The 11,854-nt window shown below is 72.4% G+C and carries 11 protein-coding genes; 10 read left to right on the plus strand and 1 reads right to left on the minus strand.

Annotated elements, in window-relative coordinates:
* Positions 1-15 precede the first annotated feature (15 nt).
* Together creC and A4W93_RS27445 are read left to right on the plus strand one after the other, a co-directional pair.
* Positions 16-1,455 (plus strand): two-component system sensor histidine kinase CreC, encoded by a 1,440-nt coding sequence (creC, locus tag A4W93_RS27440; protein WP_085753637.1) that lies wholly within the window; start codon positions 16-18, stop codon positions 1,453-1,455.
* Positions 1,456-1,500: 45 nt separating this feature from the next.
* Positions 1,501-2,448 (plus strand): bile acid:sodium symporter family protein, encoded by a 948-nt coding sequence (locus A4W93_RS27445; RefSeq protein WP_085753638.1) that lies wholly within the window; start codon positions 1,501-1,503, stop codon positions 2,446-2,448.
* 4 nt (positions 2,449-2,452) lie between these two features.
* Here A4W93_RS27445 and A4W93_RS30225 read toward each other — a convergent pair whose 3' ends face one another.
* The gene (locus A4W93_RS30225; RefSeq protein ID WP_085753639.1) at positions 2,453-3,169 is read right to left on the minus strand and encodes a DUF1161 domain-containing protein; all 717 of its coding nucleotides are present in this window, start codon (positions 3,167-3,169) and stop codon (positions 2,453-2,455) included.
* Between the two features lie 237 nt (positions 3,170-3,406).
* Between A4W93_RS30225 and A4W93_RS27455 the strand changes: the two genes are divergently transcribed.
* The 8 genes from A4W93_RS27455 to A4W93_RS27490 all read left to right on the plus strand — a co-directional run bounded on the left by A4W93_RS27455 (position 3,407) and on the right by A4W93_RS27490 (position 11,811).
* Entirely contained in the window at positions 3,407-4,975 is a 1,569-nt protein-coding gene (locus A4W93_RS27455) for a DUF4139 domain-containing protein (protein ID WP_085753640.1), read from the plus strand.
* 126 nt (positions 4,976-5,101) lie between these two features.
* Positions 5,102-7,135 (plus strand): VIT and vWA domain-containing protein, encoded by a 2,034-nt coding sequence (locus tag A4W93_RS27460; RefSeq protein WP_085753641.1) that lies wholly within the window; start codon positions 5,102-5,104, stop codon positions 7,133-7,135.
* Positions 7,136-7,144: 9 nt separating this feature from the next.
* The gene (gene xrtQ / locus A4W93_RS27465; RefSeq protein WP_237357633.1) at positions 7,145-7,987 is read left to right on the plus strand and encodes an exosortase Q; all 843 of its coding nucleotides are present in this window, start codon (positions 7,145-7,147) and stop codon (positions 7,985-7,987) included.
* A complete protein-coding gene (locus A4W93_RS27470) occupies positions 7,974-8,501 on the plus strand; it encodes a hypothetical protein (protein WP_099960001.1) in 528 nt (175 codons plus the stop codon). The genes xrtQ and A4W93_RS27470 overlap by 14 nt, the downstream gene beginning before the upstream one ends.
* A complete protein-coding gene (locus tag A4W93_RS27475) occupies positions 8,498-9,730 on the plus strand; it encodes a biosynthetic peptidoglycan transglycosylase (protein ID WP_085753642.1) in 1,233 nt (410 codons plus the stop codon). Before A4W93_RS27470 ends, A4W93_RS27475 begins: the two co-directional genes overlap by 4 nt.
* Positions 9,731-9,797: 67 nt before the next feature.
* On the plus strand, positions 9,798-10,406 hold the full coding sequence (locus tag A4W93_RS27480) for a LemA family protein (RefSeq protein ID WP_085753643.1): 609 nt from the start codon (positions 9,798-9,800) through the stop codon (positions 10,404-10,406).
* Entirely contained in the window at positions 10,406-11,293 is an 888-nt protein-coding gene (locus A4W93_RS27485; RefSeq protein ID WP_179951342.1) for a TPM domain-containing protein, read from the plus strand. Before A4W93_RS27480 ends, A4W93_RS27485 begins: the two co-directional genes overlap by 1 nt.
* Positions 11,293-11,811: a TPM domain-containing protein gene (locus tag A4W93_RS27490; RefSeq protein ID WP_085753644.1), complete on the plus strand. Its 519-nt coding sequence runs from the start codon at positions 11,293-11,295 to the stop codon at positions 11,809-11,811. Before A4W93_RS27485 ends, A4W93_RS27490 begins: the two co-directional genes overlap by 1 nt.
* Positions 11,812-11,854 lie beyond the last annotated feature (43 nt).

The following is an 11,854-nucleotide window of genomic DNA, read 5'->3' on the forward strand; positions in this document are numbered from 1 at the left end:
GATAGGGTGCGCGCCATGAGCAAGCGCACCCGCATCTTCATCGGCATCCTCCTCGCGTACGCGCTGGGCGTGGGGTGGCTGATGTACCGCCAGCTGGAGGACATCGACCCGCGCTATCGCGAGAGCGCCGAGGAGTCGCTCGTCGAGACCGCACAACTGGTGGCGACGCTGGTGGAACGCCAGTCGGTCGACGGCACGCTGCAGGCCGAGGCCCTCGGGCCCGTGTTCCAGGCGCTGTATGCGCGCCGCTTCGAGGCCGACATCTTCGGCTTCCGCAAGACCCGCGTGGAGCTGCGCGCCGCCGTGACCGACCGCGACGGCCGCGTCGTGTTCGACTCGCTCGGCCGCGAGACCGGCAAGGACCATTCCCAGTGGCGCGACGTGCGACTGGCGCTGCAGGGCGAGTACGGCGCGCGCTCCACGCCCGACATCGCCGGAGACCACCGCACCACGGTGATGTACGTCGCCGCGCCCATCCGCGTGAACGACCGCATCATCGGTGTCGTGAGCGTGGGCAAGCCGGTGCAGAGCTTCGGCCAGTTCGTCGAGGCCGCGCGGCGCAAGACGGTGCTGGTCGGCGTGACGTCGGCCGCCGCGGTGCTGCTGCTCGCGGTGATCGTGTCGCTGTGGCTCGTGCGGCCGTTCGGCGTGATCGCCGACTACGTGCGCTACGTGCGCTCGCAGCGCTCGTTCAGCCTGCCGCGCCTCGGCCGCCGCGCGCTCGGCGCCATCGGCGCGGCCTACGACGAGATGCGCGACGCGCTCGCCGGCCACAGCTACGTCGCCGACTACGTGCAGACGCTGACCCACGAAGTGAAGAGCCCGCTGTCGGCCATCCGCGGCGCGGCCGAGCTGCTGCAGGAGCCCATGCCCGATGCCGACCGCGCGAGGTTCGCCGGCAACATCGCCCGCGAGGCGCTGCGCATCCAGGAACTGGTCGACCGCATGATGGAGCTGACCGCGCTCGAGTCCCGCCGCGGGCTCGACACCGTGGCCCCCGTGGCCCTCGGCCCGATGCTGCGCGACCTGGCCGCCGCCGCACGGCACGCGGGCGCGCCGCGCGGCGTGACGGTGGACCTGGACGTGCCGCCCGAGGAGGATGTGCCGTCGGTCGAGGGTGACGCCTTCCTGCTGCAGCGGGCGGTGGCCAACCTGCTGTCGAACGCGGTGGACTTCTCGCCGAACGGCGGCACGGTCACGCTCGCGGTGAAGCGGGCGCGGCACACGGTGGCGATCACGGTGCGCGACCGCGGCCCCGGCGTGCCGCAGTACGCCGAGGGCAAGGTCTTCGAGAAGTTCTACTCGCTCGCGCGGCCCGGCACGCAGAAGAAGAGCACCGGGCTCGGGCTGCCGTTCGTCAAGGAGATCGCCGAGCTGCACCAGGGCCGCGTGACGCTCACGAACGCACCGGACGGCGGAGCGGTGGCGACCCTCGCGCTGCCGTCGTTCGCCTGACCCGCACGCCGCCTAGAATCAGCCCTTCGCCCCTGGTACCGCCCCATGCAGTTGCTCGCCCGCCTCAGCCAATTCGTCGGCAAGACCTTCGCCCTCTGGGTGTTGCTGTTCGCCATCCTCGCGTTCTTCTTCCCCGCGCCGTTCAAGACCGTCGGCCCGTACATCGTGCCGCTGCTCGGCCTGATCATGTTCGGCATGGGCCTCACCCTGTCGAAGGACGACTTCAAGGAAGTGGCCAAGCGCCCGGTGGACGTCGCCATCGGCGTGGCCGGCCAGTTCGTCATCATGCCGGCCCTCGCCTGGCTGCTCTCCAAGGGCCTCGACCTGCCGCCCGAGGTGGCCGTGGGCGTGATCCTGGTGGGGTGCTGCCCCGGCGGCACCGCATCGAACGTGATGACCTTCCTCGCGCGCGGCGACGTCGCGCTGTCGGTCGCGGTGACCTCGGTGACGACGCTGCTCGCCCCGGTGGTGACCCCGGCGCTGATCTACCTGCTCGCGAGCCAGTGGCTCGAAGTGAGCGCCTCGGCGATGTTCTGGTCCATCGTGCAGGTGGTGGTGCTGCCCATCGCGTTCGGCGTGCTCGCCCAGTCGCTGCTGCGGGAGAAGGTCAAGGCCGCGGTCGCGGTGCTGCCCCTGGTGTCGGTGGTCTCGATCGTCGCGATCGTGGCCGCCGTCGTGGCCGGCAACCAGGCCCGCATCGCCACGAGCGGCCTGATGATCTTCGCGGTGGTGGTGCTGCACAACGGCCTCGGCCTGCTGCTGGGCTACTGGCTCGCGAAGGCCACGGGCATGGACGTGGCCAAGCGCAAGGCCATCTCGATCGAGGTGGGCATGCAGAACTCCGGTCTCGGCGTGGCCCTCGCCACGGCCCACTTCTCGCCGCTGTCGGCCGTGCCGAGCGCGATCTTCAGCGTCTGGCACAACATCTCGGGACCGCTCGTCGCGACCCTGTTCCAGCGGTTCCGGAACGGCCCGGCGGCCGGGCCGCGCTGAACGGTCAGGCGCGGATCCGCGGGCCGCGGGGCAGGCCGGCCGCGTCGTAGGCGCGGCGATGCGCCACCCAGCCCCAACCCCACAGCAGCAGCGGCACGGCGACCAGCGCCGAGAGCCACGGCCAGTGGTCGGCGGCGAAGCCGGCGGCCTCGTCGACGAACGACGGGCCCTCGTCGGCCAGGGGCGGCATCGGCATCAGTTGCGCCGTGTCCGTCTCCGGTTCGGGTGCGGGCTTCACGATGGGCCGCGGCTCGGGTTCGGGCTCCGGCTTCGGTTCAGGTTTCGGCGGGGGCGTCACCACGGCCACGGGCGCTGGCGCGGGTGCCGGCGGCGGAGGAGGTGGAACCTCGATCTTCTTCGGCGGCGGCACGGCGGGCGCCGGCGCAGGCGCCACCGCCACGACCTTCTCCACCGGCACCGGTTTCGGTGTCGGCGCGGCCGTGGCCGGGGGCGCACCCCGGATGAACAACATGCGGTAGGCCCCGCCGCTGCAGTTGCCGATGACCTTCGCGCCCTTCGGCACGGGTTCACCCGCCGGCAGCGATTCGAGGTGGTAGCTGCCCGCGGCGGGCAGGCGCGCGGCGAGGGAGGTCTTGAGTTGCTCGCAGGCGGGGGTCTGCGCCTGCGCGCCCGCCGCCAGCAGCACCGCCGCGGCGGTCACCGTCCATCGCACGGCCCGGCCCGGCGGCGCGGGGATCCGGTCGATCCTCTGTTCTTCCATCCTCGTTGACTCCGTCCTGCCCTGTTGCCGGTCGAATGGCGTGCCGGCGCACCCCGAAGTGTGGCCTGTTCCGGGCCGTTGCCGAAGCCCGGACGCCCCACCTTGTGGGGGATGGTGTGGCGTGCCGCACACGTGGATCCCCGGGGTTTCCCGGAGAACGCCCTGGCGCACATCTTTTTCACCCCATCGGCCCCCGCCGCGCGTACCAGCCTTCGTCCCCTCGAACGAAAGGCTCCCATGACCCCGTCCCTCCGCCCTCTCGCCCTGGCCCTGCTCGCGATCACCGCCACCGCCCACGCCCAGGACTCCCGCATCACCCAGGTCAAGGTCTACCCGGGCAGCGCCACCATCGAGCGGGTCGCCCGTGCGAAGGCTGGCGACCGCACCCTGACCTTCGCCTGCCTGCCCGCCGGCCTCGACGTGCAGAGCCTGCAGGTGACGGCGAACGCGTCGGTGCGCCTCGGCGAAACCACGGCGCTGACCGAGGCGCGCGACCTGTCGCCACGCTGCGCAGCCCACCCGCTCGACGGCCGCATCCGCGCGCTGGAGGAACAGAAGGACGCGCTGCTGGCCGAACACGAGTCGCTCGGCCTCGTGACCGGCTACCTGAAGGGCGTGGCCGGCGGCCGCGACACCCGCCCCGCCGTCGATGCGAAACAGCTGACCGGCATGGCCGACGCCGTGCGCCGCACCGGCCAGGACGCGCTGGCGAAGCAGCGCCAGCTCGTGCGGCAGCAGGCCGACCTCGACCGCCAGCTCGCCCCGCTGGTGGCTGAACGCGCCCGCGCGCGCGGCGCGAGCGGCCAGGTGGTGAGCGTCACGGTGACCCTGGCCACCCCGGCCGACGCCGACGTCACGCTGCGCTACCAGGTGGCCGGCCCCACGTGGTCGCCCGCGTACCGCGCGCTGCTCGACACACCGACGCGCCAGGTGCGCCTCGAACGCCAGGCCCTCGTCGCCCAGTCCACCGGCGAGGACTGGGCCGGCGTGAAGCTCGTGCTGTCCACCGGCCAGCCCCGCCGCGAGACGGCCGGGCGTGTGCCGACGCCGTGGCAGGTCGGCATCGCCCAACCTCCGCGGGAGGAGTTGATGAAGCGCCGATCGATGCCGATGGCGGCCATGGCCCCCGCCCCCGCGATCATGGCGGAGGCCGCCGCCGATCAGTCCTTCGAGGTCGCGACCGTCGACACCGCCTTCGCCACCGAGTTCGACGTGCCCCAGCCCATCGACGTGGCCTCCAGCGGCCAGCGGGTCGCGATCGCCCTCGGCCAGCACGTGGACACCGCCCGCCTCGCGGTGCGCACGAGCCCGCGGCTCGACCCGAGCGCCTTCCTGGTCGCCGACCTGCCCGTGCCCGCCGGCGTGTGGCCGGCCGGCCCGATGCAGCTGTACCGCGACGGCGCGTACGTGGGCCAGGGCCGCTGGAACACGGCCGAGGGCGAACGCCTGACGCTCTCGTTCGGGCGCGACGAGCGCGTGCGCGTCACCGCCGAACCGGAGCGCGACAGCCTGGGCACCGGCGGTTTCGCGGGCGGCCGCACGGAACGCCGCGTGTCGCGGGCGTACGTCGTCGAGAACCGCCACACGACCCCCATCGCGGTGCAGGTGCTCGACGCGGCGCCGGTCAGCGTCGACGACCAGGTGCGGATCACGTCCACCTTCTCGCCGCAACCGGCCGAGCTCGCCTGGAACAAGCTGCCCGGGGTGGCGATGTGGACGCTGGACCTGAACGCCGGCCAGTCGGTGCGCGTGGCGGCCGACCACGTCATCGGCCACCCGAAGGACACGCGCCTGAGCGACCGTTGAACCGGGGCGGCGCGGACTTCACATGCACTTCACACAACCGCGCCGCCGCTTCCAACTGCGTTCGCACACCCCGCCGATCCTTGATCCCGTCCCGCCAGTCCGGCGGCCCCTTCAAGGAGAAATGTCATGCGCCTGTTCCTTCACCCACCCGGCCCGCTCAGCCAGATCGGGCGGGTGTTGTGGTGCGCGGCGATCGCGGTGTTCGCCGCGGTGCTGTCGCTGGTCTGGTCCTCGCCCGCACGGGCGGACGACTCGGAGGCCCGCAAGGCCGAGAGCCCGTACTTCCACGTCAACAGCAGCCAGCCCGGCACCGACCGGCTGCCGCTGAAGTCGACGGCCGTGGACGTGCGCATCGCCGGCGTGATCGCCGACGTGACCGTGGTGCAGCACTACCGCAACGAAGGACAGCGCCCGATCGAGGCGCGCTACGTGTTCCCCGGCTCGACGCAGTCGGCCGTGTACGCGATGAACGTGCGCCTCGGCGACCGGCTGCTCACCGCCCGCATCAAGGAGAAGCAGGCCGCGCGCGTCGAGTACGAGGCCGCGAAGAAGGAAGGCCGCACCTCCGCGCTGCTGGAACAGCACCGACCGAACGTGTTCGAGATGAACGTCGCGAACATCCTGCCGGGTGACGACGTGCGCGTCGAACTCCACTACACCGAACTGCTGTCGCCCACCGACGCCCGCTACGGCTTCGTGTTCCCGACCGTCGTGGGCCCGCGCTACGCCGGCGCCCCGTCGGCCGGCGGTGCCATGCCCGCGATGCCGTACCTGAAGGAAGGCGAGGCCACCCCGGCCACGTTCGACATCCGCGTCGCCATCGATTCCCCGGTGCCCGTGAAGGAGGTGACCTCCAGCTCCCACGACGTGCGCGTCGACGACGTCGGCACGCCGCACGTGAAGGTCGCGCTCGCCCCGGCCGGCAACCGCCCGGCGAACAACCGCGACTTCCTGCTCGACTACCGCCTGGCCGGCGACCGCATCGAGTCGGGCCTGATGCTGTTCCGCGGTGGCGACGAGAACTACTTCCTCGGCCTGATCGAACCGCCGAAGGCCGCGCCGAGCCGCTCGATCAACCCGCGCGACTACGTGTTCGTGGTCGACATCTCGGGCTCGATGCACGGCTACCCGCTCGAGACCGCCAAGGTGCTGCTGCAGAACCTGATCGGCAGCCTGCGCCCGAGCGACACCTTCAACGTGCTGCTGTTCTCCGGCAGCAACCGCATGCTCGCCCCCGAATCGGTGCCGGCCACGCGCGCCAACATCGACCGTGCGATGGAGACCATCCGCGCGATGGGCGGCAACGGCAGCACCGAGATCGTGCCGGCCCTGAAGCGCCTGGCCGCGCTGCCGAAGGCCGAGGGGGTGTCGCGCAGCGTGATCGTGGTGACCGACGGCTACGTGAACGTCGAGTCGGAGGTGTTCCAGCTCGTGCGCCAGCACCTGTCCCACCAGAACGTGTTCGCGTTCGGCATCGGCAGCAGCGTGAACCGCCACCTGATCGAAGGTCTGGCCCGCGCCGGCATGGGCGAGGCGTTCATCGTGACGAAGCCGGCCGAGGCCGCCGCGCAGGCCGAACGCCTGCGCAAGATGATCGACTCGCCGGTGCTGACGAACGTGAAGCTGCGCTTCGAAGGCCTCGACGCGTACGACGTGGAACCCGCACGCCAGCCCGACGTGCTCGGCGGCCGCCCGGTCGTCGTGTTCGGCAAGTGGAAGGGCGACACCACGCACGCGAAGCTGATCGTCGAAGGCCGCTCGGGCGATGGCCCGTACCGCATCGAGATGGCCACCGCCGGCCATGAAGACAACACGTCGTCGGCCCTGCGCCTGTTGTGGGCCCGCCAGCGCATCGCCGCGCTGTCGGACCAGGAAGCGCTCGAAGGCGGCACCACGCAGAAGGAGGCCATCACGGCCCTGGGCCTGCAGCACGGCCTGCTGACGCAGTACACGAGCTTCATCGCCGTGGACAAGATCGTGCGCAACCCGAACCCGGCGCTGTCGCCGTCGGTGGACCAGCCGTCGCCGCTGCCCGAGGGCGTGAGCAACCTCGCCATCGGCGCGGAAGTGCCGAGCACGCCGGAACCGGCCGCCTGGCTCGCGCTGCTCGTCGTCGTGGGTGTGGTGGGCGCGACGCTCTTCACCCGCCGCCGCGCCTGAGGAGCCGCCGTGACCCGCATCGTTGTCCCCACGAGCGAGTCCGGCCGCTGGCTGGGCCGGCTCGACCGGCTGCCGCCGGCGGCCTGGCTCGGCCTGCAGGCCGCCGCGCTGTGGCCGCACTGGCGGTGGGCCGCGGCGCGGGTGGCCGACGGCTCCGACGACCCGCTGGGCCTGGCCGCGCTCGCCGCGTTCGCGCTGCTCGTGGCCCGTGAGGTGCCGCGCATGTCCGCCCGTCCGTCCGGCCGGTGGTGGGCGGCCGCGGCGGTCGCGACGGGTGCCGCCACCCTGGCGACGTTCTGGCTGCCCCCGCTGGTCGGCGCCGTGTTCGCGGCCCTCGCGGTGGCCTGCGGCGCACGCGCCTTCCTGCCGTCGGGCCATCCGTCGCTGCCGATGGCGGGGCTCGCGGTGCTCGCGCTGCCGGTCGTCTCGTCGCTGCAGTTCTACGCCGGCTTCCCGCTGCGCGTCGTGACGGCGCAGCTGAGCACGTGGATCCTGCAGCTGGCCGGCCTCGCCGCCGAACGCGCCGGCACGGCGATGGTGGTCGAAGGAAAGCTCGTGATCGTCGACGCGCCGTGTTCGGGCGTGCAGATGGTGTGGATGGCGTACTTCTGCGCGTGTGCGGTGGCCGGCTTCGGCCGGCTCGCCGACCGCGTGTTCCTGCGCCGGCTGCCGGCGGCCGGGCTGTTCGTGCTGGCCGGCAACGTGGTGCGCAACAGCGCGCTCGTCGCGATGGAGGCGACCGGCCGGCCGGTGTCCGAGGCCCTGCACCAGGGCATCGGTCTCGTGGTGCTCGCGGCGGTGTGCGCGGGTGTGGTGTGGGTGATCCGTGGAGGCCGTGATGGCACGCAGTGAGAAGGCGGTGATGCTCAAGGGGATGTTCGCGGCGGTGCTGGTCGCCTGCGCGCTGTCGCCGCTCGCGCGGCCGGCCGCGCCGGCCGCGCCCGTCACCGCGTCGCCCGAGTGGCCGATGCAATGGGACGGCAAGGGCCTGCGCCCGCTCGCGCTGAGCGCCGTGGAGCAGCGCTTCGCGTCGCGTTTCCCCGGCCACATCGCCCGCATGACCGACGGCGAGCAGGTGCTGGTGCTGCGCGCGGTGAACGAACCCACGCGCCAGCTCCACCCGGCGGCCGACTGCTACCGCGGCCTCGGCTACACCATCCGCAACGCCCAGCTGGAGGCCGACGCGAAGGACCAGCTGTGGCGCTGCTTCATCGCCGAACGCGCCGGCCAGTCCACCCGCGTGTGCGAACGCATCGTCGACGCGGCCGGCCACGCCTTCACCGACACGTCGAGCTGGTACTGGGCCGCCCAGACGGGCCGCTCCACCGGCCCGTGGCAGGCCGTCACCCTCGCGAGGGCGCTGTGAAGACCTGGGCCCTGCGGATCCTCGTGGCGATGGGCCTGCTGGCCACCACCGCGGCGCTGCTGCTCGCGATGGCCCTGCACGCGCTGCGCCCCGCCGAGGGCGAGTGGCGGCAGCGTGTGCGTGTGGGCCCCGTGTCGGCGGAGCTGAGCGTGCCCGCGCTGTGGCGCGTGGCCACCCATCCGATGGTGCTGGGCCTCGCGGCCGACCGCACCTGGGGCACCCCCGTGGGCCCGGTGCGGTGGCAGGCGTCGCCGAAGGCGGGCCAGTGGTTCGCGGTGTGTGCACCCTGTTCGCTGCGCCGGCCCGAATGGGGCGACGAGCCGCTGACCGTGTCGCGCGTGGAGTTCACGCTGGAACACGGCATCGACGGGCAGGTGCGGGGCGGTGTCGTGATCGGCGACGCGCCGAACGCCGTGATCGGCCGCTGGACCTTCGCGATGAACCGTGCCGACGCGGTGCTCGATTTCACCTTCACCGACGTGCCTCTCGCCGACGCCTACGGCGTGCTGGCCGCCGTGGTGCCCGAGACAGCGCAGGCGCAGATCGACGGCCGCCTCGACGTGAAGGGCGCGTTGCGCCTGCCGTCGCGGACCATGACGGTGACCCCGAAGGTCACGGGCTTCCGCGTCTCGGGCCTCGGCACCGAGCGCCTCGCCGCCGCCGAGCTCGCGTGTGGCGCGGCGCCGGCCGCGGGCTTCGGCCGCTGGCTGCCGCGCGCCGTGATCGCCGCGGAGGACCAGCGCTTCCACGAACACACCGGCTTCGACGCCACCGAGATGGCCGCGGCCTGGTCCACGAACCAGGCGCGTGGCGGTGTGGTACGCGGCGGCAGCACGCTGTCGCAGCAGCTCGCCAAGCTCGTCTACACGGGCGACGGCCGCAGCCCCGTGCGCAAGCTGCGCGAGCTGCTCTACGCGGTGGAGCTCGACCGCACGCTCGGCAAGGCGCGGGTGCTGAACCTGTACCTCGCGCTCGCGCCGTGGGGCGAGCGCCATTGCGGCGCCACCGCCGCGGCACGCCACTACCTGCACAAGGACCCGGCGCGGCTCACGCCCATCGAGGCGGCGTGGCTCGCGAGCCTGCTGCACAACCCCGACCGCGAGCGCGCGAAGCTGGCCTCTGAAGGCCGCGTCAACGTCGCCCGCGTGGACTGGGTGATGGACCAGATGCGGCCCGCGCCCCGCGCGCGCGACCGGGTGCCGGCCGGCGCGTGGCTGCCACCGTCCTGAAAACCTTGCGGGCGGTCCGGCTTCCGGCCGGGGTAGCATGCACCTCCCTGATCTGGAGGACCCGCTCATGAATCGCAGGCCGTGGCTCGTCGCCGTCTTGTTCGCTTCGCTCACCGCACTCACCGGCTGCGGCTACAACGACTTCCAGCGCCTCGACGAGGACGTCAAGGGCGCGTGGGCCGAAGTGCTCAACCAGTACCAGCGCCGCGCGGACCTGATCCCGAACATCGTCGCGAGCATCAAGGGCGAGACCCAGTTCGAGCAGGACACCCTCACGCGCGTGGTCGAGGCCCGCGCGAAGGCCACCAGCATCCAGGCCACGCCCGAACTCATCAACAACCCCGAGGCCTTCGACAAGTTCCAGAAGGCCCAGGGTGAACTGAGCGGCGCGCTGAGCCGCCTGATGGTCGTCAGCGAACGCTACCCGGACCTGAAGGCCAACAAGGGCTTCCAGGACCTGCGCGTGCAGCTCGAAGGCACCGAGAACCGCATCACCGTGGCCCGCAACCGCTACATCAAGTCCGTGGCCGACTACAACGTGCTGGCCCGCAGCTTCCCGACGAACCTGACCGCGATGGCGTTCAGCTACCAGATCAAGCCGAGCTTCACCGTGCAGAACGAGGCGCAGATCTCCACGCCGCCGTCCGTCAGCTTCGACAAGCCCGCCTCGAAGTGATCACCAAGGGGCTGCGCCGGCTCGGGCTCGCGCTGCTGCTCGCGGCGGTCGCGGGGCTGGCGCTCGCGCAAGACCTGGTGCCCGTGCCCGCGCTGTCGGCACGGGTGATCGACGAGACCGGCACGCTGTCGACGGAGCAGCGGCGCGCGCTGTCCGACAAGCTGCAGGCCATCGAGGCGCAGCACGGCTCGCAGGTGGTGGTGCTGATGGTGCCCACCACGAAACCCGAGGACATCGCCGACTACACGCAGCGTGTGGGCGACGCCTGGAAGATCGGCCGCCGTGACGTGGGCGACGGCCTGCTGGTGGTGGTGGCGAAGGGCGACCGGCGCATGCGCATCGCGCCGGCGAAAGCGCTCGAAGGGGCCGTGCCCGACCTCGCGGCCAAACGCATCATCGACGAACAGATGGTGCCGGCCTTCCGGCAGAACGACTACGCGGGCGGCCTCAACCTCGCCGTGGACGCCCTCGCGGCGCGCATCGCCGGCGAGGGCCTGCCCGAACCCACGGTGCGGCCGTCGCCGTCGTCGCGGCCGGGCTTCGATCTGGAAGACGGGCTGATCTTCCTGCTTGTCAGCGTGCCGCTGATGGGTGGCATCGCGGTCTCGGTGTTCGGCAAGCGCCTGGGCTCGCTGCTGACCGGCGGCGCGGTCGGCGGCATCGGCTGGTGGCTCACGGCGAGCGTGCTCGTCGGCGTGGGAGCCGGGTTCGTCGCGCTGCTGCTCGTGGGCACGCTGGGCGTGGGCAGCGGCCGGCGTGGCGGCGGGCCCGTCATCTGGGGCGGCGGCGGGGGTGACAGCGGCTTCGGTGGCGGTGGTGGAGGGGGCGGCTTCAGCTCCGGCGGCGGCGGCGATTTCGGAGGCGGTGGCGCCTCGGGAGACTGGTGATGGATGCATCCGGCAACCGCGTGATCCGCGTGCTGAAACACCGCTGGCGCGACGCCCGCGACTCGCGCCGCGCCCTCGGCGACGCGGGCCTGCAGGCGCTGCAGTCGCGCGTGGCCAAGAGCGAACGCGCCCACACCGGCGAGATCCGCATCTGCGTCGAGGCGGGCCTGCCGCTGTCGTACCTGTGGCGCCGCGCGAGCGCCCGCGAACGTGCGGTGATGCTGTTCGGCAAGCTGCGCGTCTGGGACACGCACCACAACAACGGCGTGCTGATCTACCTGCTGCTCGCCGACCACCGCATCGAGATCGTCGCGGACCGCGGGCTCAACGCCCTCGTGCCGCAGACGCAATGGGCCGAGGTGGCCGCGCGGATGGCGCAGGCGTTCGCGAAGAACCAGTTCGCCGAGGGGCTGTCCGCGGCCGTCGACGAGGTTCACGCCTTGCTGGCCGCGCATTTCCCGGCGAGCCCCGGCGCGCCCAACCCCAACGAACTGCCCGACACCGTTGTCCTGATCTGACGGGCGCCCCCGCCTTCAGGGAGGGGGGCGGAGGGGTTCGCCC

The organism is Piscinibacter gummiphilus, assembly GCF_002116905.1.
GTDB classification, from domain to species: Bacteria; Pseudomonadota; Gammaproteobacteria; order Burkholderiales; family Burkholderiaceae_C; genus Rhizobacter; species Rhizobacter gummiphilus.